A 20,642-nucleotide genomic window follows, 5' to 3' on the forward strand; every position below is an offset into this window, starting at 1 on the left:
CCATGCCTTTGTATTTCGATCGACACGGCATTCAGTGTTTTCATGCCGATCGCGTTCACCTTAGGCGCGATGCGGTTGCCGATGCGCCCGACATCGTGACCGACTGGCTGAAAGGCTTCTACGCCTCAAATGGGAAAGCGCACGGCGCAATGACGGAAGCGCAGACCTGGTTGCAGGCTCCGGTCAGAGTGAGCTTTGAGCAAATAGCGTCGCACTTGATCGCGCAGTTGGCGACGTACCACGACCTGAGAGCGGTCGATGTGGTCGTCGTCGCCCACTGGACCCCGGATTGTGTGATGGGCGGATCGGTCACCAACGCTATTCTGCATCGTATAGAGGCTCGCCACGCCTACGCCTTTGCCGTCAGCGATTGCGGGTTAACCGCGCCGTTTCAGGCGCTGTCGCTCATCGACCGTTACCTTCCTCCCCATCAGGGGAAAGCCCTGCTGGTGAGTCTCGACCAGCCGCTGCTGCTCCATCCCACCGCCTGCTTCAGTCAGGAAACCGTCAGAGCCAGCGGCGCGGCGCTGTGGCTCGACCGACAGCCCGGCGAGGGACGCGTGGCGCTATCGCCCTATGCAGGGGCGAACACGGAGAAGCCAAAGTGCGCGGCCCCGGCCAACGCCCCACAAGAACCGGTTGTGGTGATTGGCACGCCGCCGCTCGGATTTCCGCCGGAGGCGGTGATCTCAACCCTCACGCCCGACCCGTCGCGCCTGAGCGCGGCCCCGTTTTATGCCTTGGCGGAGTACCTGCAAGCGAGCCTCGATGGGCCGACGGCGCTGCTCTCCACCGCCGATGGCGAAACGCCCCCCATGATTTACCTGGCTAGGAGGGAAACGGCATGAACATCATTGATGTCGCGACCGTCATCAACCCGGATCTCACGCCCTTGAATGCGCTTCAGGCGCGTTATCAGTGGGGTGAGCGCAACCACAAGATCTTCTCCCGCTTTCTAAAGCTGGAGTCGGCCTGTCTATTCCCCGAGGAGCCGTTGCCGCAGTTGTTGAAAGGCTGTCTTGAAAAGCTGCTCTCCCGGCATCCCGACAAGCGCAGTCGGATACGCTATCTGGCCTATGCGCACTCGCTGAACGCTACGTTTCCCTTTGGCGCCGACGGTCTGAGAAAAATGGCGGCCACTCTCCTGCCCGCACAGACGGAAGTGCTGTCCGCGACGCAAAACTCCTGCGCCTCGTCGTTTAACGCGCTTTCGCTGCTGACGCACTTGTTACCGGGCGAGGCGGAAGACGGCCCGCAGTATGCGGTCCTGTTGACGGGAGAAAAGTGTTTCCATCAAACGGTTCAATACGCCAATCAAAACGGGATCTTTGGCGAGGGCTGTACCGCACTCCTGTTGACGGATGATGACACGCAGCCGGGCTGTACGGTGCAAGGCGTCGGGCAGGCGATGATCGGCGGCATCGGCAGCCGAACTTATCAAAGCAGTGCATCGCTCGAAAATCGTTACGACCATGATTTTATGCCGACGATGATGCGCGCGATCCATCGGGCGCTGGCCGACGCCGGGATCGGCGCCGATCGGCTGGACGCCATCCTGCCCTATCACATGAGCCCGATCACCTTCGATCGCATCGCCGACCAGCTGAATGTGCCGCGCTCTCGGGTTTTCCGCACCCATCTCTACCGACTGGGCCACTGTTTTTGCGGCGATGGTTTTATCAACCTGCACGAATGCTGTTTCTCCCCTTCCGTCCCTCGCTCGGGCTACTTTCTGGCGGTGGCGGCAGGCGTCGCCGGCAGCTTTGGCGCACGGGTATTTCATCGTAAAGAGGATCGATCACCGAGATGAATGTTCAGGCTCTTATTCAATATCTGGACGATCGCCGTCAGCAGGATCCAGACAACGTGGCGCTCATCGACGAACGCGCCGCCATAACCTTCGCCGCATTACATCAGCGGGCGGAACAGATCGCGGGCTGGATGCAGCATCACGCGCTTTCCCGCGGCGATCGGGTGATCGTGCTGATGAGCAACAGCATCGATCTGGTCGCCTGCTTTTGGGCGACGCAGCGCTGCGGCGCCGTCTATGTGCCGCTCCATCCCGAAACCAAAGCGGAAAAACTGGCATGGATCGCCGACGACTGCGCGGCCAGCCTGATGATCGTCGATGCGGAGCGTGAGGAAGAAGCCCTCCGCGCGGCACCCCTGATGAAGGGGCGCCCACAGCGGCTGGTCGCGGGGGACGCCGCGTTCGCGGAGATCGCCCGCGCCGCGTACGCGTGCACGCTGCCGCCACCGTTAAGCCTCGATCTGGCCAGCCTGATTTATACCTCCGGCTCCACGGGGCATCCCAAGGGCGTCATGCTCACCCAGCGCAACATGATCGCCGCCTCGCAGTCCGTCGCTCACTATTTGCAGCTGGACGCGCGCGATCGCATTTACTGCGCCTTGCCGCTCAGCTTCGACTATGGCCTGCATCAAATCACGATGGCGGCACTGACCGGCGCGACGGTCATCATCGAAAAAAACTTCAGCCGACCGCTGTTCGCGCTCAACCGTTTAGTCCAACAAGGCGCGACCGTCTTTCCGCTGGTGCCGACAATGGTCAGCCTGATCGCGCGTTTGGGGCGGCGTTTCGACTTCACCTCGGTCAAAACGGTGACCAGCACGTCGGCGGCGCTACATGCGAACGATATCGCCACGCTGACGACGGCATTTCCGCAGGCGCGCCTCTTTTCCATGTACGGCCTGACCGAATGCCATCGCTGCACCTGGCTGGACCCACGAGAACTCAGCGCCAGAACGCTGAGCGTGGGCAAGGCGATCCCGGGGACGGAACTGTGGGTGGTGGATGACGCCGGGGCCGCGCACCGCCGCAACGCGACCGGCGAGCTGGTGATTCGCGGCGAAACCGTAATGCGTGGCTACTGGAACAACCCGCAAAAAACGGCCGAAAAATTACGGCCGGGGCGATTCCCCGGCGAGAGCGTGTTGTATACGGGCGACCTCTGTCGCCTTGACGAGGACGGCTTTCTCTATTTCATCAGCCGGATGGATGACGTGTTGAATGCCTGCGGCGAGAAGGTCGCCCCGCGAGAGGTCGAGGGCATCATTTCCACCCATCCGCACGTCACTCAGGTGGCCGTCGTCGGCATCCCGCATGCCGTTTACGGTGACGAAATCGTCGCGTGGATTGAAACCGCGCAGGCGATAGAACCCCGCGCGCTGCGCGACTGGTGTCAAGCCAGAATGGAGCATTATCTGGTCCCCCATCGCTTCCTTTTTTGCGACGCCTTGCCCAAAAACAGCAACCACAAAATCGATCGCCTGCGGTTATGCGCGCTCAGCCACCCCTCATCCCCCACGGCCGGTCTTTCAGGAGAGAAACATGCCGAACTATGAATCTCAGGTCATCGCCGCTATCGCGCTGGTGATGGAAATCGACGATACCTCAGAGCTGCATCGGAACACCCAGATAGAGCGGGATTTGGGCTTTGACAGTGGGTTGTACATTGAGCTGATCATGTATCTGGAAGACGCGATTGATTCGCTGCATTTGGATCCCGCGACGCTGGACATACAGCATTTTGAGTCCATCGGCTCCATTGCGGACTACATCGCCACCCGCGTCTCTTCTGCGGCATCGGCCTGATGGAAGGTCAATCGGCCCTGCTGGCGATCTTCGCCCGATTCAGCGGCTGCAAGCTGCCGGCGGCCATGCTGGGCGAGCGTCGTATGACGTTCGATGCGCTCTACCGCAGCGCTATGCGGCTGGCCGTCACGCTGCGCGCGCAGGGGGACGCGCCCGTCCTCATCTATGGTCACAAGGACTTCGGCTATCTGACGGCGATGTGGGCCTGTATTCTGGCGGGCAGAACCTTTATCCCGACAGAGGCCGACAACTGCGACGCGCGGATCCAGCAGATCCAGCATAGTGCGCAGGCGTCTCTCCTGCTCAATACCACTCAACGAGCCAATCCCGCGACCTGTCGGCAGCTCCCGGTGCGCGACGCAGGCTATCTGGCTGCGCCGCCGGACCTCTCCCGCGTCGTCAACACGGTCGAGGCGGACCAGAACATGTACATCCTGTTTTCATCGGGCACGACGGGACACCCCAAAGGCATTGGCGTGAGCTATGCCAATGTCGCCGACTTGACCCGCTGGTTACACCACGAGTTCCCGCTGGACGGCGCGGTCAGCGGCAATATCCGCTACTGCTTCGACGTGTCGCTCTACGAGCTATGGCTCTCCTGGCTATTTCTGAAGCCGCTGGTCATCCTCGACCACCAGCATTTATTCAACACCCGTCTGGCGATCCAACGCCACGCGGAGGCGGGAACGACCTGTTGGGTCTCGACCCCGAGCCTCACGCGGTGTTATCTCAACGACCGGCAGTTCAATGCCGACGCGCTCCCGGCGCTCAGGCAGTTTATTTTCTGCGGCGAGGTGTTAACGAAAGCGCTGGTCAACGCCCTGTGGCAACGCTTTCCCGGCGCGCGCATCACCAATACCTACGGTCCGACCGAATGCACCGTCGCCGTGACCGCCATCGATATCCACCCCCGCCATGTCGAGGATGAAAGACCGCTGCCGCTCGGCGGCGTTCGCCCCGGAACCCGCATCACGCTGTCGCCGCCCGGAGACGCTATCGGGGAGCTGATCATCAGCGGCAAAGCGGTAGGGTCGGGTTATTTGAACGCGACGCCGGAACAGCAGGCCCGCTTCTTCGTGAATGACCGGGGCGAAAAAGCCTACCGGACCGGCGATCGTGGCGTCATCAGGGACGATATTTTCTATTTTCAGGGCCGAAGCGACCGCGAGATCAAACTGCAAGGCTATCGCATCGATCTCAACGACATTGAACAGGTGCTCCTGAGTCTGCCCGGCGTGCGCGAAGCGTTCGTCGAGACCTGGCGCCGACACGGCTATCTACAAGGGATCTGCGCGTTTGTGCTCAGTGACGAGGGTGACGACACGGACTTTGCGCGGCTGGGAAACGCGATGGCGACGCGCATGCCGCCCTGGATGATCCCCAGGCGCTGGTACGCCATCAGCGAACCTTGCCTGAATTTCAACAGCAAGCTGGATCGACACGCGGTTAGCGCTGCGGCTCAGTCAAAAGGGAAATATTATGTTTACATCCATGATGCGGATGATCGGCCGGCAGCTTATCAGTAACCGCCGGATTGCCATCGTCAATGCACAGGGAAGCTGGCGTTATGCCGATATCGCCTCGCGGGTCGGCGCTATCTGCCGTGAGTTGGCGCGCATTCAACCGAAACGCGCGCTCATTTACGGTCATAAGGAGCGCGACACGGCGGCGGCGCTGCTGGCCTGCGCCTGGTCCGGCATTCCGTTTACCGTCGTCGATAGCGTCAACCCGCCGCTGCGTATGGAACGTATCGCCGCCCTCTATGGCATTGAGCTGATTCTGGACGGGCGCGAACATCCGAATACCGCGCCGACGGCCCCTGAGCCATTTCCCTGCCTATGCCTGCCCGCCCTGCCGGACGGCGCCCTCACCGGCGGCTACACTCGGCCTTCATGCGACAATCCGCTCTTTTATGTCCTTTCCACTTCCGGCAGCACCGGGCAGCCCAAAGGCGTGCAGATCGGTTGCGATCATTTCGGCGCATTTTTTGGCTGGTATCATCGCGTGCTGCGTGAGGCGGGCGCGGAGGAGGAAGGGCATCTCAATCATGCCCGGCTGTCGTTCGATATGGGGCTGCTGGATTTCTTCACCTGTTTTGCCTTGGGTCGGCCGCTCATCATGCTGCCGCATGAATATAACGCGCTGCCTCGTCTGAACCTCAACCTGATGGTCTCCGAGCCGGACGTCATCCTGTCGAGCGGGTTTTCTACCCCGAGTTTTTTGGACATCATGTGCAAGGATCCGCGTTTTAACGCGGAGACGTTACCGCATTTTCGGACCGTGATGGTCGGGGGTGAATACGTCTCTCCGCACCTGATCGATCGCCTGTTGGTCCGCTTCCCATCCCTCAGAATCTTACATGCCTACGGCCCGACGGAGACGACCTGTCTGACTCACCTCCATCCGATAGACAACACAACCGAGCAGGAGGCGGGCCTGCTCCCGCTGGGCCAGCCTTGCGGCACGCTGCGCGTCGCCATTGAAGACAGGCATCACAACGCGCTGCCGGAAAACGACATCGGGGAAGTCGTTATTTACGGCGATCAGGTCGGGCTGGGCTATCTGCCGGAGTCTCACCCTAACCATGTCGCCTTCGGCTCACGTCACGGCGTCCCGTTCTATCGCACCGGCGATCTGGGGTGGCTGGATGCGCAGGGCCATCTGTTTATCAAGGGGCGGCTCGACTCGCAGGTCAAGTGGCATGGCAACCGCATCGATTTGCAGGAAATCGATGCCGCGGCGTGCCGTTTCGTCCATACGGTCATGGCGACGACGCTGCCTGTCTATCAGGAGCATAAGTTGGCCGACGTACTCTTATTCGTCCAGCTCCATCCTCACATCGACAACGGCGAACATGAATTTCGGGTCCATTTATCCCATCAGTTGCCCCACTATATGGTCCCCACGAGCATTCGCTTTATTTCCGAATTTCCTCTGAATCAAAACGGAAAAATTGATCGCCAGGCGTTGTTGCACCGCGTCACCGCCGCGCTCAAATAGCATCAGCACACGCGTTCATTGCAAGCCGGGTAAAAAAAAACGTGATTAATCACTCTATTCTGTCACGTCTCAGGGTGATGAGCAGGCCGTCTGAATAGACAGAGGAAATGTCATGGAAATCAGTTCAACACATCATGCGCTTCGTGTATTAGCGATGACGACGTTCGATTCAGGCCGGGATATCGGGCGACGGTTGGAGGCCGATGCAGGCCATTACCGGCATACCGATGACTATGCGTTGGCGCCGCAGCTCAATCGTCTGGGGCTGCCCGAAAAGTGGAATCCCACGCCGCTGGTTCTGGAAAACGGCGACGTCTTGTATGAATTGACGGTTTCTCAACGCTGTTATTTTTATGAGGCGCTGGGATATATCGATCCCAACCTGATATTCGCCAGTCCCACACCCGGCATGGCGGGCTTTGTGATTGAGGCCATCGGCAGCAATGCCCAGCAAGAGACCTTCTTCACCCACTTCAAAACTAAACTAAGCCGCAGCTGCTTTGCCATGAGCGAACCGGGTCGAGGATCGGACGCGGGCGCTATTCAGACGCAGGCGCGGAAAGTGGACGGCGGATGGCGTATCAGCGGTGAAAAATATTTCATCGGCAACGGCCTTATCGCCGACATCGGCATTGTCTTCGCCCGTACGGCCGAAGGCCCTCTGGGGCTGAATATGTTTCTGTTTGAACCGGGCAAGGTCGATGGGTTCGAGGCTACCCGTCTTCCCGTTTATGGGGTTCCCGGCAGTAATATCTCGCACCTGCGCTTCGATGACATGTTTCTGCCGGAGGAGGCGATGGTCGGCGCACATCTGAACCCTGCTCAGCGCTTTTCTTCCGCCACCCTCGCGACGTTCGATAATCTGCGCCCCTGCGTCGGCGCGCTTGCGCTGGGTGTCGCCCGGGCGCTGTTGGATCACGTCGTCGACGCGGGCTATTTTCCGCGCGCTCAGGACGCGCGCCTGCGGACGATGCGCAGACGGTTGTCCGCCGGACTTTATCGCCTGTTGACCCTCGCGGAGCGCATAGATCGCGGCGAGCGTATCGGCCGGCTTATCGGCCTTGCCAAGGCGGACACCACCCTGCTGGCGGAGCAGTTGGTCAATGAGCTGGCCCACGCCTGCGACCCCGCGGTGGTCTGCGATCCGTTCTTTTGCAAAGCCTGGCGCGACATCAGCGGTTTCGAATACACGGAAGGCACACGCAATATTCACCTGCTGAACGCCAGCCACGTATTTAAAAGCGAGCCGGTTCATGCGTGACGTTTCACGATTCTGGATCGGCCAGCTGGGCCTGCTGCGCCTGAATATCTCGTGGCGGACGGCGAACGACTTCGATCTGGCTGGGCTGAGTTGCTGGCACGCGCTGCACCCCGAGGACATTGAGGCTCAGTCCCTGCGCATTGCGGCGTGCCCTTACGCGTGCGAAAACATCCACATCGCTCATCACCCGACGGTCGTAAACACCCTACGCAACCTGAGGAAGCACGACTCGGACTCACTGCTGTATCTGCACACCGGTCTGGCGAAAGAGTGCAAAACCGCCATGCTGCCCAATTTTATCTGGCAGACGGGCCAATACAGTGAAGTCCTTGGACTGGCGGTGGATCAGCCGATGCCGGGATGGTCTGAAATACAGCTGGCGGCCGCCATGGCGCAGGAGTACGGCGGTTGCTGGCTGGTGTTGGACGCTATTACCCGTTTCACCCCCCGCCCTGAACAGGCGTCGTCCCACCTGATGTATCTGCATTTCACTTCAGAAGCGGCGACGCTCAAGGCAGGGGGATGGCGCTGGGATATCGCCGCGCAGCCCGAAGCGGATCGCCTGAGCCTGACCGACTGGCTGACGCGGCCCGCAGAAGGCGATGTCCTGCTGGACGCCGTAGGCGAACATCCCCCTGTCACTCTGAAAGTCGAACAAATCAGGGAGCGGATATGTCGATGAAAGCCGCGAAATCAGCGGCGCTGCTGCCGGATGTCGAGTGTCCTCGCCCCCAACCGCCGCGCTGCGCAGGCGACGGATCTGACGCAGAGCACAGCGAGTTTTATCCCTTGTCAGGCGAGAGGCGATCTGATGCGTCTGACGATTAACGACATGGAGATCGTCTTCGCGCCGAAGATGCAGACGCTGGACGAAGCGGCGCGGGCGCTAGGGCTGACGCGAATAGAAACCAGAATGTTTGAGCGGTTCTACGGATTGCGGCAATTTCCTCATGACGAGAGCCAGAATTTGACCGCTCTAATCGAGCCTGCGTTGCAAAATATTGTCGGACGCCACGCCGCTATGGCCGATGACATCAAACTCTGCGTACATTGCCACACCATCCCTTCCGTCACCCCCTTCGACGCGCCTATTCTGCCCTCGCTGGTCAGGCGGGTAGTGGGTGAGCACGTCGAATATGCGGGATATACCATGAGTCATTGCGCCACCGGACTCGTGGCGCTGGAGCAGCTTGCCAGCTGGCTTGGCGACGATGAATACGCCCTGGTGATCATCGCGGAGAAGGCGTTCCATCCCAAAGTCCAGCTCATCGCCGACACCACCATCATGGGCGAAGCCGCCTGTGTTCTGCTGGTGTCGCGACGTCCCGGCCCGGTGCGCCTGCTCGGAACGACGACGACGCGCGATGGCCAGTTCAGCATCAACAGCGGGCACTTTACGGACGCCAGTCCGATGCATTTTCCACATAGCTACACCGATTTTGTGTGCCGCCACATCATCAAGAGCCTCGAGCACGCCGGCCTGGGCCTGAACGACATTACGCACATTGCGCCCCATAACGTCAACCTGGCGTCCTGGAAAGACATCGAAAGAACGCTGTCTCTGCCTGCCGGTAAAATCGTCATGGAGAACATCGCTCAGTACGGCCACTGTTTCGGCGCGGATCCTTTTATCAATTTGCAGCACCTGATCGAAACCAGACAAATAAAGCCCGGCGATAAAGTCTTATTAATCAGTATTGGCTTAGGGATTACGGCGGCCTCCGCCATTGTGGAATATGTTCCTGAAGTTTAATTAACGCGTCCAAATGCAATCTGAATCAATTCAATGATTCGGCAAGGAATAGACTGCATTCAGGATAGCGCTACGCTCAATCATTCGAGTGGCAGGACGGTGTCAAGAGCACGGATGCGCTGGCCAGGATCGGTAAATCTGGTCAGCCAACGCCCTTGCAACGTGAGCCTGACGAAGATATCGCGGCACCATGGATCGGCAGAGGGATAGTAGTGAAAAAGGATGAATATAACCTGAACGTATTGGATAACAGCCTGGATACCTTTCATTCCGCGGGTTTGATTATCGAAGATAACGTTGAGGAAGGTGTATTTCATATCAAGGATGACCTGTTATTAACGTTATCGCATACCGGCTTGCCCGATAAATACAATCCCTGGCGGGACCATGCCGCCTCACTGCCGTTTGATATGCGTCACTTCCCCACCTATTTACGCGTCGTGGAATATATTTCGCGAGCGGACGCCAGCTGTTTACTGGCCCTGCCCGGCACCTCTCTCGCCTGCCGGGCCATGCTGCTGCTGGGCGATGACGCGCAACAGGATCACTTTTTTTCCCGATTTCTGACACAGCCGACATGGACCTTTTTCGCCGTAAGCGAACCGGAAGTCGGCTCTGATGCCGCCTCGATTACGACCCGTCTGGACCACGCTGAACAAGGGCTAACACTGACGGGAAGCAAGATGTTCATCGGCGGCGCGCAAATGGCCAGCATCGGTCTGGCGTTCGCGCGGCACGACGACAGACCGCAGCTGATCATGGTGGAGCCGAAACAAGCGCCGGAGGCGATTACCGTCGAGCCGCTCGCGGCCTACGGTCTTGCCGGCGCGGGGTTGTCCCGGATCACGTTCGACGCGTTCCCCGTTCAGCCTGAACAGATACTGGGATTAACCGCCAGCCCATTACGACAGGGCATCAACGCGTTAACGCAGGTCTTCGAGAAGCATCGCCCCCTTGTCGCCGCCATGGCGCTAGGGACCGCGCGCGGTTTTCTGGAGGCGCTCGCCCAGGAAGATATTCACGAGAAAGATCTCTGGCGGCAGTACCACTCTCTGCATACCCGCCTGATGGAAGTGGGCGATCACTTTCATCAGGCGCGTTCGCGCGTCTGGCAGACCAGCCAGATTAAACGGCAGGCCACGGCGTTCGTCGAGCGGGTCGCCCATCGGCTTCCTCATCTTCTGCCCACGGAATATTGGGGGAATCAGCCGGGTCTCATGAAAAGATACCGCGATGCGTTTGCCTTCGAATACATGGAAGGGACGTCAAATATTCATCTGCTCAACGGCTGGTGCGGCTTCCTGGCCGATAAGGAGAAGGGATGAGCCTTAGCCTGCATCCCCGCGACATCCTCTGGAAGACGTTTGGCGAGCTTGAACCGTTTAACCCGGTCTGGCTCGATGAAGTCGACCACTGGGAAGGTTATATCGCGGCGTTTTTTCAGTCGAACGGCCTGCCGTGGGATCCCGCGCAAAGCCGTGTCGTCGAGTGTATATCCGCCGAGGACAAAGCGCCGTTCGTGCGCATGATGGACTCGCTGTTGCCGTCGCTTCAGGCACGCGCCGATTGTCAGGATATCGACGTGGTGATGATGGCGCACTGGACGCCAGACCTGCACCTGGGGACGTCCGTCGTTAATCACGTTGTCCACCAGCTGAATCTCAGCGAACAGAGTTTTGCGCTGGCCATCAGCGACCGCGGGCTGTCCGCCCCGCTTTTCGCTTTCGACGCGCTGCACCGCTACCTTCGCCACAGCGACCGGCGGGCTTTGCTGTTGATTGCCGACCAAAAGCACCTGCTCTATCGCTCCCCGCTGATGCAGGCGCTCGCGCCCCACAACAGCGCCTGCATCGTCGCCGTGAATCGGAGCAGCGAAGGCTGGCGCTATCTGGGCTACCAACGCCGCGAGCGGGATGCGTTAGGGCTGGCGGCGCATTGCGAAGGGTTAAAACAGCATTTTGGGCTGACGGATCGCTACCGCCTCGTTGCCAGTCCCACCTTGCTGTCCTCGCTGCCCGCGCACGGACACCCTATTCCTGCGGATGATCGCCTGTTATGCACCTCGCTATTTGCGGCCTTGGAGCAAAGCGACACGCGCTACGACCATCTGCTGCTGTTACAGGAAGAGACGACGATCACCGCACTGGCCTTTCAGGGCACGGAGAATCAAGCATGCGACTAACCCGCATGGTGGACGACATTCCCACGGAGCGCGTCGACGCGGTCGATGTCATTCAAGCGGCCGGCGGCAGCCGCAGCGAAGCCCGCGTGTTCAGCAAACTGTTCGGTATCGAACAGGTCGCCGCGCTGCCGCACACGGTCTCACTCCTGCACACCTTTTCGACTCTGCTGGACAGACTCGAGGTCAGCGCCGAAGAGACGCCGGTGGATACGCTGATTTACGTGCATGCCCTGCCGATTCAGTCTGTCGAAGGGGAAGGCGTGACAACGGAGTTGGTGCGCCGCCATCCCGCCTTGAAGCAGGTAAAACGCCGCTACGAGATTGATCAGCACAACTGCGGCGGTGGGTTCTGGGGGCTGAAAATGCTCCAGACGCTCTTCCGAACCGGACTCTCGCAACGCGCGCTGCTGCTCCTGGGCGATTCGCTCAGCGTTTTTGGACTGGGGGAACGTTATATCCCCGGCTGCACAATTCTGGGAGACGGATTCGTCGTCATGCTGCTGGACAATCGGGATGACGGCATACAGCTGACGCCCCCTTTTGGGGAACATCGCGCGGAATTCTGGCCTGGACTATTTATCGAATCGCCGCAAAAAAGCGCCTTCTATGCCGAGCACAACGCGATGATGGCCCACGCGCTGAAAGAAATCGAATTTTCATTTCAGACCCATGACGTGCTGCTGCCGCACAATATCAACCGCTTGACCTGGCTCAACTTCACGCGGCGCAATCCTGAGTTCGAGGCACGTATCGATACCCGTTTATTGCCTGACGTGGGCCACTGCTGTGCGGCCGATCCCTTTTTATTGCTGAGCCGCCGATTGCAAAATACGCAGCCCTTATCAAAACGCTGCGGCCTGCTTTCCATCGGCGCAGGCGCTTTCATCGGCGCCTGTAACGTCATTCCAGACCCTCGGTACATCTCCGGAGACGATAAGGAGAAGACGTGATACGACCTTATGCATCGCTCCCCGCCGTTGTCGTCGATGAGCAGCGTTTACGCGCGATCGGCATTTTGAAAACGGTGGAAGAAGCCGTCGCGGCCGAGGGCGATCGGGTCCGGCTCCGGTTCGCCAACAGCGCCGATCTGGTCGTATTGGGAGGCGCCCGTCATGTGCGCGAGTGGCAGCAGAATGAAGAATGTTTCGGTAAGGACGTCATGACGCTGCCCTCCTCCGCGGCCGTTGGCCGCCTGCTGCTGGGAGATGCGCTCACGTTTGCTCAGGATGGCGACGAATGGCGCCGGATCAGAAAACTCACCGTGCAGCAGGTCAATCCGAAGTGCGCGTCGTTGCAGCGCGCCCTGACAGACAGCGCCGACTGGCTTGTCGAACAGTTCGCCACATCGGCGCCGGTGACTCTGCGCGCGCTGACGCTCGAATGGGCGGTACGCGCTGTAATGCCGCCTTTCATCGGGCATACCTGTACGCTCCAGGAAGGTCAACGCTTCGCCACGGAAACCCATCAGACGTTCTACGCGCTGATCCGGAAGGCCGCCACCGTCGATCGAGACACGTTGCTGCACGATCCCACGCTGCTGAATTATCGCGCACGCCTGCATACGCTGGTGGATGCGAGCCTGTGCGGCATCGCCGAGGAGCCGGATACCATGCTGGCCCAGCTTTACCACGCTCTCGACGTCGCCCGCCACCCAGAGCGTAAAGCGTCGCTGGCAAATCAGGTGATGGGTAATCTGTCCGGCAGCATCGATAACCCGGCCACCAGCCTGCAGTGGTGTCTCATCCATCTGGCACGGCATCCCGAAGCGCAGGCGCGGATCTATCAGGAAGCGCGCGCGCTGCCACGCGACGGGATCAGCCTGCAAAAATGCCCCATCACGCTGGCCGCCGTGAAAGAAGCATTGCGGCTGACACCGGTCTCATCGCTGGTCGAACGGACGGTATTGCGGGACATCGACATCGACGGTTACCGCCTTCCCGCCGGCACTGCGGTCCTGTTCGCCCCTTGGCTGGTGCATCATGACGCCCGCTTTTGGCCTGAACCGATGCGGTTCGATATCGATCGTTTTCTTCATGGTCCCATCCCGCCGTACCACTATTTTCCTTTCGGGACGGGCAAACGCCACTGCGTGGGGATGTCGCTTTCGCTTCATCAGCTGGTGATGACACTGGCTCGGCTCTCATTGAGCTGCCGCTTCCAACTAACGCCCGGAACGCGACCGGTGGACCTACGCCCGGAGTTTGGTCTCAACCTGGCGCCACGAGGCGATGTATCCCTAACGACCACGCCTCTGGCGACCCCGATTTCTGCTGATTCTTTTTAAATATGCGCTACGGAGGTCACATGACACGCTTGAACACCGTTTTTTCCATTGCCTTGCTTTATGGCGTCACCCTCAACGCCGCTTACGCGAATAAGATCGAGAAACGGATACCGATTGCTTCCTTCAACGAACTTGAATTATCTAAAGGGCTTAACGTCACTCTTAAATGCGCCGAGAAGCCTTATGCGGTGGCCAGTGCTTCCCAAAAAGTGTTGGATCAATTGCAGGTCAATTCGGCGAGCAAGAAGCTGAGCATGACGGGAGTGACCCGCGACGTAGAGGGGTGGGATCTTTCGGACAATAAAACGGACCTGACGATTTTTACGGATTACCCCGTGCAGTCGCTCAAAACCACCTTTGGCGTCAATCTGAAAGCCGATGCCTGCGCCCTCAGCTCGGATCAATTGATGGTCGATGGCAGCATGGGCGCGACAATCGCGCTGAGCGGCTACATCCAGCGCCTGGATGCCAAGCTTGCCATGGGCGCGAAGCTAATCAACGCCACCCACGATCTGGTGATCCAATCCGCGCATATGGATGTGGCGATGGGCGCGGAAGCAGACCTGTGCCGCGCACGGGAAATCTCGGGCAGCGCCGCCATGGGCGGGCTGGTTTATATAGGCACGGACACGCGCAGCACACTGTCCAGCGAGATGGGCGCAACGGTGCGGACCCGCGATTGCCAATGATCCTAAAGGGACCCGTCAACGCCTAAGACGTGCGGTCATCAGGCGCTGACGTAAGCAAGGCCTCAAACCATGAATAGCACTTGTCTCTGCGAGCCGAGTGCTATTCCCCTCAACCTTCGCGAACAACGATGAATAATACTGCGCCCTCTTCCCCGTGGTGGTTCGTATCAGCGGTCCCCCCCTCAGAATAGGTAACCTATCCAAAGGCGATCGTCCTCGCCTACATAACGAACCGTTCACCACTCGTGAGAGCCCAGAAAGACGCGAGCTTAAATTATTAATCATGAAGAGAGTAAGTGCTTTTATCACATCAGCGACGACTTAATCCGAAGACCAGGCATATTTTAAATATAGAGATAACATTAATTCACCCTCAGTAAAGATAAAATCAACCCTGTTGTTATCCTTATATTTTTATAAAAAAACCTCGACAGATTTATTTATTAATGACCTCAATGGACATCTGTTGGTTATTTAATTTTTATGCCTCATAAAAATAAAAAAATTAATCTCAGCCCGTGTTGATTATCACAACAGCCAATGCTAATTATGTATTCAGCGTAAATATTCTCGAGGGCGACTCAATGTCGCCTCATCACGTTCATTGTTTTGACTAGACGATATCGCCCACCGGCTTGTTTTTGCGACCCTATTATTTTGTCAGCGGGTGAGGTTCATTCGAAATATTCTTCCACGGAAAGGAGTCTTCATGTCTGGTCCATCCGCCACAATCACGCCTTGTGTACTGACGACCAACCCAGTGCTGCTGGGAGGCGAAAACCGTTCAGGCACGACGTTGCTCAGCGTCATTCTCGATTCGCATCCGGACCTTGTCGTCGGCCCGGAAATCGACTTCACGGAGCCGGTTAATCTTGGTCCGCACATTTTGGCCGTCTGCGACTTTTTGGATGCCAACGAAAATCTGCTCATCGGGGCCACAAAGGAGACGTTCGCCCCCGAGTGGTATGACGGCGTGCATTTCGTGGTGCAGTGTGAGCGCTTCGGCCTCGCTCGCGACGAAGTCAGAGCGTTGGTGAAGAACCTGATGGCCGAGTGCGGCCGGGATCTTTCCGCGCTTGAAGACCGCTGCCGTCTTATCGAGTTGATGGGAGAATGTCGACGCAAACAAACGGGGACGCAACGCTGGGGGCTGAAACTACAGCGCAGAATCAAGGATATTGGCACCTATGCCGCGATCTGGCCTGAGGCCCGGTTTATTCATATCGTCCGCGACGGACGGGATCTGGCGGCCTCTCACCTCAAGACCGTTCCCGATTGGGGATATCAGACGATCGCCGAAGCCGCCCACGGCTGGCTGGAGATTGTCGCCCATGCTCGTCTGACCGCACCGGACTCTCGTTATCTGGAGATCCGCTATGAAGATCTGGTGACCCAGCCTCGCGAGACGATTGCGCAAATGCTGGACTTTCTGGGACTGCCGTGGGATGAGGCGGTGATGCGCCATGCCGATCAGAACCATGCCCTGTTCGACAAGCCCTGGGGCCATCCTTCCGCTGAGACGGCGCGTCAACCGCTCTACCGGGGCCGTAATGGACGCTATCTACAGGACCTCAGCCCGACGCAAATTGCTGAATTCGAGCACATCGCGGGTGACGAATTGAAGCGTCTGGGCTACGAGCTGTAAGCTCATCAAAGAACGGCGGAGAGCATGGCGATGCAGGGTTTACAGGATGTTTCACAGCGGCTGCCCCGCAGCTTCCACCTACTTCTCGCTGGCCAATCGCTCTCCCTGGTCGGCACGCAGGTCACGCACCTTGCTCTCCCCCTGACTGCGATCAACCTCAATCATGCCAGCCCGTTCGAAACCGGCGTTCTGCTGGCCTGTAGCAGAACGCCGTACCTGCTGCTCGGGCTGTTTGCCGGTTTGCTCGTCGACAGCTACTCACACCGTCTGCTGTTGATGACGGCCAACATCATCATGGCGCTGACGCTGGCCAGCGTGCCGCTGGTTTTTTTTCTTTCCGGCCACGTCAGCATGTTGCATCTCTACACCGTCGCCACGCTGACCGGCGCCGCAATGGTGGTCGCCGACGTCACCTTTCTGGCCTGGGTGCCCGCGCTGGTGCCCTATCGGCAACTGACAAAGGCGCAAAGCCGACTGGAACTCGGGCAGTCCGCCGTCATGGTCATCGGCCTGCCGATCGCCGGATGGCTGATCGCGGCTACCTCGCCCGCATTGGCGATACTGGCCGACTCCGTCTCCTTCCTGCTGATGTCGGCCCTGCTTCCTTTTGTCGCCACCGCGTCGGCGCGTCGGCGGCTTAACGTCAGTTCTGCCGGTGACATCCCCACGGGCGGCGCGCTAACGCGTATTTTGAAGGAGGCGGCCGAGGGCATGCGATTTTTGATCCGTACGCCGCCGCTGCGCGCGTCAACCTTCGCCACCGTCACGCTGATCTTTTTCTACAGCGCCTATTCCGCTGTTTTCATTCTCTATCTCTCCGACCAGCTGAAACTGACCTCGACTGAAATTGGTATTGTGACCAGCGTTGCCGCCGTCGGCTGCGTCGTGGGGGCCTTGCTGGCCCGCCCGGCGGCAAGCGTTCTGGGCCTGGGCCGCACGCTGGTCGCGGCGATCCTCATCAGCGCCATCGGCGCCATGCTCTGTCCGCTGCTGCCGAACCTACTCGTCGTCGGGTTATCCCAATGCATCATGTGGGTCGGCATACAGACCTACAACGTCCATCAGGTCCCCATCCGTTATGCGTTGGCTCCGACGAAGATCCACGGGCGGGTGAACGCGAGCATCCGTACGCTGGTCTGGGGGCTGGCACCGTTAGGCGCCGTAGTCGGCGGCACCTGCGGGATGTGGCTGGGAACGCGAACGACGCTGTTTGTGACGGGCGTGCTGATCGCCGCCGCCGCCGTGTGGATCGTCATGTCGCCGTTGTGGACGGTGCGCGAACCTCAACTCGCTGCGCTCCGCAACGAAACCGCCAATGCCTGAGTCTTTTCGTCCTTCACCGATACAGGGAAACGATCATGAAGTTCACAGATATAGCCTCACTTAATCTGCCCGCAGGACGCCTCACCGCCTGGCGCGTTAACGGTCCTTCCGCCACCGACGACCGTTGGGTCAAGGACCCTCGCCGGGCCTCCTGCCTACAGGAAGCGAGCATCATGGGCGCGCTGGATGACAGGGAGAACAACGCGTCGACGGCCTCCTGGCTGGGATGCGCCTTTGATATGTCGGCCGACTTGAACGCTTCGGCTTTCATCACAGCCATCCGTCAATGGATCGACCGACATGAGACCTTACGCAGCCACCTTATCCCCCGCGCCGACCGCCGGTTAGCGCGCATGACGCTAAAACCTGGCGCCATCGAAGTACGCCCCGGCAAAGTCGGGAGCTTTACCGACGCTCAGCCGATGGCGAACCAGCTCGAAGCGCTGTTCGATCGCGAAGTCGGCCCCCTCGACTGGCCGGGCTATCTCTTTACCACCATTAGTCATTCTGAAGCGACGACCGTGTGTCTCGCGGTGGACCACACGCTGATCGACGGCTATTCCCTTTTCCAGATCCCCGGCGAGATCCATACGCTATACGACGCCGCCCTGTCGGCATCGGAAGAGTGCGCCGCCCAGCCTGCCCTTCCGCCCGTCGCCAGCTATCTCGACTTCGCCGAGGCGGAGCGCAAAGCGTCGGAGACGGTCACCGCCAGCCATGAAGGCATTCAGCGCTGGAAGACCTTCGTAGCGGAGGGAGACGGCCGCCTGCCGCCGTTTCCCCTCTCTCTGGGAGCGGTGGGCGATGGCCTGACCGAGCAACCGAGCGGCCACGCCAGAGTGTTTGATAAAGAGGAGGCCAACGCGTTTGCACAGATCTGCCGTTCCGCCGGAGGCGACATTTTTTCCGGGCTGTTGGCCTGTCTGGCAAAGTCCGCCAACGAACGCACGGGCCAGGAGGATTTTCGCACCATGATCCCCTTCCAGACGCAAACCGCTCAGCGCCAGCCGTCGGTAGGCTGGTACGTGGGTATGGGACCGGTGGCATTTCCTATCGACGGGAACTACTCATTTACTCAGGCGATGGGTGAGGCGGCAAACGGACTGGTCGGCGTCAAAGCGTTGGCCCAGATACCGATAACCCGCGTGGCCGAGCTTCTCGACCAGCCTCTACGCGACCCCTTTATGATCTCCTACATGGAGCTACGACGTATTTCAGGCGCGCGCGAGTGGGCAAGGTGGCAAGTCAAAAGCTTCCGCAGCCGCAGCGTCGACCCTGATGAAGTGTGTCTGTGGTATGTGCGCACGCATGACGGTCTGTTTATCAATTATCGCCATCCCGCCACGCCTCAGGCCGCCGTGGTGATCGCCGACTACCTCGCACGGACGAAAGATCTTCTGACATCGATTATCGCCACCGAATGCTGGTAAGGTGTTCTCTGCTTTCTATAGGGGGAAAGGTTTTCCTGGGAATGGAATGCAAGCGGTGAGCTGTAGGAAGGCATTATAAAAACGAAAAAACCGTATACATTTTTTAAACGTATGCGGCTTTTTCGTCCAGTTCGTTGAAAAATAGCAGAAAGAATTCGTTGTATTTTTGCAGCCTCGTTTTTGAATCATCTTCATGTTGGAACAGATTTCAAAAGGCGAAGGCAGAGTAACCCTTGAAGCCCACTATCAATGCTTAATGCAGCCACACTTGATACTGAGTAGAGATAACACCGCCTTCTTTCCTGTCATCAGCAATTATTATATGTATAGCTATGCAATCACCAATGATGACCACAGCACCTATGATTACTTATACCATCATGATTTTTAACTATTAATCAATTGGTTTGAATTTAGATCAATATGTCATGTTAACCGTCAGTTGAGCTGAACCGGTGGAAATAGGCGGAAAAGAATATCCACTATTGATCCGATACGCTAAATAGAAAGGCGTATTAGGTTTTTTTCCATCGGTATTAAAGAAGGTAGTGGTTCCACTTTTAATCCTGGTTACATCAAGGCAAGTACTATCATCACCATGACATAACCAAGCAATAAACGTTGCTTTTGACGGTATATTCCAGCCAATTGAATACTTCCAATCTACTTTGTTAATCTTGGCATTTGAAGGAAATATAGCAGATGAAGGAATAGAGAAATTAGTTGTATACGAAAAGTTAGGAGAGTAAATAACGATTCCTTGCGCTGACGAAGAGTATCCTTTGGCTGCATAGGCTTGCAAGCTACCAAGCATTAATGCACACGCTATTGTTTTTACTAAAATAGAAAAACATTTTGTAGATTTCATATGCGAATCCTTTACATGATAATAAAATAGAAGAAAATCATTATGTCCAGCCAGGTCAAACAAACATTAATCATCTTCTATTTAATTAGCTTCCCGACTAATTTATTAGTAAGTATTAATTTTTGGTTCAACTGACGAGACAGGTGTCATAATACAACCCCTTTAGCAATGGTCAACCAACACATCGCCATATTAATAAACGAGATATTCTTTATTTTTATACTATTTCTCGATGAGTTTATTTTTTGAATCGATCATTCCTGACAATAACGAAATATATTTATCACTAAGGGTTTGAGCGGATAATTACATTATGATGGGATATCGACTCTGCATAATATTGCTGTTCCCGATGGAAAACGCAGGCATTTCGTAGGACATTTTCGCCGGGCTTCCACTCTCCACCAGGGGCTCCATGAGAGCGAAAAAAAGCCGCATACCCTTTTAAAGGTATACGGCTTTTTCATCCAGCACGTTAAACAACATTCTGGGAAAGATAAGTGGCGGAACGGACGGGACTCGAACCCGCGACCCCCTGCGTGACAGGCAGGTATTCTAACCAACTGAACTACCGCTCCACTCTGCGCTCTGTGA

18 protein-coding genes and 1 tRNA gene are annotated in these 20,642 nt (G+C 57.8%); 17 read left to right on the forward strand and 2 right to left on the reverse strand.

All coding sequences use genetic code 11. The features are described from left to right. The first annotated feature begins 2 nt into the window (after positions 1 to 2). The 17 genes from BLU64_RS13050 to BLU64_RS13130 all read left to right on the forward strand — a co-directional run bounded on the left by BLU64_RS13050 (position 3) and on the right by BLU64_RS13130 (position 19,180). A complete protein-coding gene (locus tag BLU64_RS13050) occupies positions 3 to 848 on the forward strand; it encodes a hypothetical protein (RefSeq protein ID WP_074728959.1) in 846 nt (281 codons plus the stop codon). Beyond that, complete coding sequence (locus tag BLU64_RS13055) at positions 845 to 1,810, forward strand: beta-ketoacyl-[acyl-carrier-protein] synthase family protein (RefSeq protein ID WP_026741858.1); 966 nt, start codon at positions 845 to 847, stop codon at positions 1,808 to 1,810. The genes BLU64_RS13050 and BLU64_RS13055 overlap by 4 nt, the downstream gene beginning before the upstream one ends. Continuing rightward, the gene (locus BLU64_RS13060) at positions 1,807 to 3,363 is read left to right on the forward strand and encodes a class I adenylate-forming enzyme family protein (protein WP_051625446.1); all 1,557 of its coding nucleotides are present in this window, start codon (positions 1,807 to 1,809) and stop codon (positions 3,361 to 3,363) included. Before BLU64_RS13055 ends, BLU64_RS13060 begins: the two co-directional genes overlap by 4 nt. Next, the gene (locus BLU64_RS13065; protein ID WP_026741856.1) at positions 3,350 to 3,613 is read left to right on the forward strand and encodes an acyl carrier protein; all 264 of its coding nucleotides are present in this window, start codon (positions 3,350 to 3,352) and stop codon (positions 3,611 to 3,613) included. Before BLU64_RS13060 ends, BLU64_RS13065 begins: the two co-directional genes overlap by 14 nt. Beyond that, the gene (locus tag BLU64_RS13070; protein WP_026741855.1) at positions 3,613 to 5,139 is read left to right on the forward strand and encodes an AMP-binding protein; all 1,527 of its coding nucleotides are present in this window, start codon (positions 3,613 to 3,615) and stop codon (positions 5,137 to 5,139) included. Before BLU64_RS13065 ends, BLU64_RS13070 begins: the two co-directional genes overlap by 1 nt. Further along, positions 5,093 to 6,613: an AMP-binding protein gene (locus BLU64_RS13075; RefSeq protein ID WP_026741854.1), complete on the forward strand. Its 1,521-nt coding sequence runs from the start codon at positions 5,093 to 5,095 to the stop codon at positions 6,611 to 6,613. Before BLU64_RS13070 ends, BLU64_RS13075 begins: the two co-directional genes overlap by 47 nt. Before the next feature lie 112 nt (positions 6,614 to 6,725). After that, on the forward strand, positions 6,726 to 7,874 hold the full coding sequence (locus BLU64_RS13080; protein WP_051625445.1) for an acyl-CoA dehydrogenase family protein: 1,149 nt from the start codon (positions 6,726 to 6,728) through the stop codon (positions 7,872 to 7,874). Beyond that, complete coding sequence (locus BLU64_RS13085; protein ID WP_026741853.1) at positions 7,867 to 8,556, forward strand: hypothetical protein; 690 nt, start codon at positions 7,867 to 7,869, stop codon at positions 8,554 to 8,556. Before BLU64_RS13080 ends, BLU64_RS13085 begins: the two co-directional genes overlap by 8 nt. A 30-nt stretch (positions 8,557 to 8,586) precedes the next feature. Continuing rightward, a complete protein-coding gene (locus tag BLU64_RS13090; protein ID WP_051625444.1) occupies positions 8,587 to 9,627 on the forward strand; it encodes a 3-oxoacyl-[acyl-carrier-protein] synthase III C-terminal domain-containing protein in 1,041 nt (346 codons plus the stop codon). 212 nt (positions 9,628 to 9,839) lie between these two features. Then, a complete protein-coding gene (locus tag BLU64_RS13095; RefSeq protein ID WP_051625443.1) occupies positions 9,840 to 10,952 on the forward strand; it encodes an acyl-CoA dehydrogenase family protein in 1,113 nt (370 codons plus the stop codon). Further along, positions 10,949 to 11,809, forward strand: coding sequence for a hypothetical protein (locus BLU64_RS13100; RefSeq protein WP_051625442.1), 861 nt, complete (start codon positions 10,949 to 10,951; stop codon positions 11,807 to 11,809). The genes BLU64_RS13095 and BLU64_RS13100 overlap by 4 nt, the downstream gene beginning before the upstream one ends. Continuing rightward, positions 11,800 to 12,759, forward strand: coding sequence for a beta-ketoacyl-[acyl-carrier-protein] synthase family protein (locus BLU64_RS13105; RefSeq protein WP_074728961.1), 960 nt, complete (start codon positions 11,800 to 11,802; stop codon positions 12,757 to 12,759). The genes BLU64_RS13100 and BLU64_RS13105 overlap by 10 nt, the downstream gene beginning before the upstream one ends. Further along, positions 12,756 to 14,093: a cytochrome P450 gene (locus BLU64_RS13110; protein ID WP_074728962.1), complete on the forward strand. Its 1,338-nt coding sequence runs from the start codon at positions 12,756 to 12,758 to the stop codon at positions 14,091 to 14,093. Before BLU64_RS13105 ends, BLU64_RS13110 begins: the two co-directional genes overlap by 4 nt. A gap of 20 nt (positions 14,094 to 14,113) precedes the next feature. After that, entirely contained in the window at positions 14,114 to 14,782 is a 669-nt protein-coding gene (locus BLU64_RS13115) for a GIN domain-containing protein (protein ID WP_074728964.1), read from the forward strand. 709 nt (positions 14,783 to 15,491) lie between these two features. After that, positions 15,492 to 16,427 (forward strand): sulfotransferase family protein, encoded by a 936-nt coding sequence (locus BLU64_RS13120; RefSeq protein WP_026741849.1) that lies wholly within the window; start codon positions 15,492 to 15,494, stop codon positions 16,425 to 16,427. Between the two features lie 24 nt (positions 16,428 to 16,451). Then, positions 16,452 to 17,750, forward strand: coding sequence for an MFS transporter (locus tag BLU64_RS13125; protein WP_217630045.1), 1,299 nt, complete (start codon positions 16,452 to 16,454; stop codon positions 17,748 to 17,750). 35 nt (positions 17,751 to 17,785) lie between these two features. Then, on the forward strand, positions 17,786 to 19,180 hold the full coding sequence (locus tag BLU64_RS13130) for a condensation domain-containing protein (protein WP_074728966.1): 1,395 nt from the start codon (positions 17,786 to 17,788) through the stop codon (positions 19,178 to 19,180). A gap of 418 nt (positions 19,181 to 19,598) precedes the next feature. On the opposite strand, the gene BLU64_RS13135 is transcribed toward BLU64_RS13130, so the two are convergent. Continuing rightward, positions 19,599 to 20,048, reverse strand: coding sequence for a flagellar protein FlhE (locus BLU64_RS13135; RefSeq protein WP_074728968.1), 450 nt, complete (start codon positions 20,046 to 20,048; stop codon positions 19,599 to 19,601). Between the two features lie 501 nt (positions 20,049 to 20,549). Further along, positions 20,550 to 20,626 (reverse strand) — tRNA-Asp (locus tag BLU64_RS13140). Between the last annotated feature and the right edge of the window lie 16 nt (positions 20,627 to 20,642).

The organism is Lonsdalea quercina (assembly GCF_900107885.1).
Lineage (GTDB): Bacteria > Pseudomonadota > Gammaproteobacteria > Enterobacterales > Enterobacteriaceae > Lonsdalea > Lonsdalea quercina.

Coding starts and splice junctions, on each gene's coding strand:
- BLU64_RS13050 (WP_074728959.1), top strand. CDS start 3: ATGCCTTTGTATTTCGATCGACACGGCATTCAGTGTTTTCATGCCGAT.
- BLU64_RS13055 (WP_026741858.1), top strand. CDS start 845: ATGAACATCATTGATGTCGCGACCGTCATCAACCCGGATCTCACGCCC.
- BLU64_RS13060 (WP_051625446.1), top strand. CDS start 1,807: ATGAATGTTCAGGCTCTTATTCAATATCTGGACGATCGCCGTCAGCAG.
- BLU64_RS13065 (WP_026741856.1), top strand. CDS start 3,350: ATGCCGAACTATGAATCTCAGGTCATCGCCGCTATCGCGCTGGTGATG.
- BLU64_RS13070 (WP_026741855.1), top strand. CDS start 3,613: ATGGAAGGTCAATCGGCCCTGCTGGCGATCTTCGCCCGATTCAGCGGC.
- BLU64_RS13075 (WP_026741854.1), top strand. CDS start 5,093: ATGTTTACATCCATGATGCGGATGATCGGCCGGCAGCTTATCAGTAAC.
- BLU64_RS13080 (WP_051625445.1), top strand. CDS start 6,726: ATGGAAATCAGTTCAACACATCATGCGCTTCGTGTATTAGCGATGACG.
- BLU64_RS13085 (WP_026741853.1), top strand. CDS start 7,867: ATGCGTGACGTTTCACGATTCTGGATCGGCCAGCTGGGCCTGCTGCGC.
- BLU64_RS13090 (WP_051625444.1), top strand. CDS start 8,587: ATGTCGAGTGTCCTCGCCCCCAACCGCCGCGCTGCGCAGGCGACGGAT.
- BLU64_RS13100 (WP_051625442.1), top strand. CDS start 10,949: ATGAGCCTTAGCCTGCATCCCCGCGACATCCTCTGGAAGACGTTTGGC.
- BLU64_RS13105 (WP_074728961.1), top strand. CDS start 11,800: ATGCGACTAACCCGCATGGTGGACGACATTCCCACGGAGCGCGTCGAC.
- BLU64_RS13115 (WP_074728964.1), top strand. CDS start 14,114: ATGACACGCTTGAACACCGTTTTTTCCATTGCCTTGCTTTATGGCGTC.
- BLU64_RS13120 (WP_026741849.1), top strand. CDS start 15,492: ATGTCTGGTCCATCCGCCACAATCACGCCTTGTGTACTGACGACCAAC.
- BLU64_RS13125 (WP_217630045.1), top strand. CDS start 16,452: ATGGCGATGCAGGGTTTACAGGATGTTTCACAGCGGCTGCCCCGCAGC.
- BLU64_RS13130 (WP_074728966.1), top strand. CDS start 17,786: ATGAAGTTCACAGATATAGCCTCACTTAATCTGCCCGCAGGACGCCTC.
- BLU64_RS13135 (WP_074728968.1), bottom strand. CDS start 20,048: ATGAAATCTACAAAATGTTTTTCTATTTTAGTAAAAACAATAGCGTGT.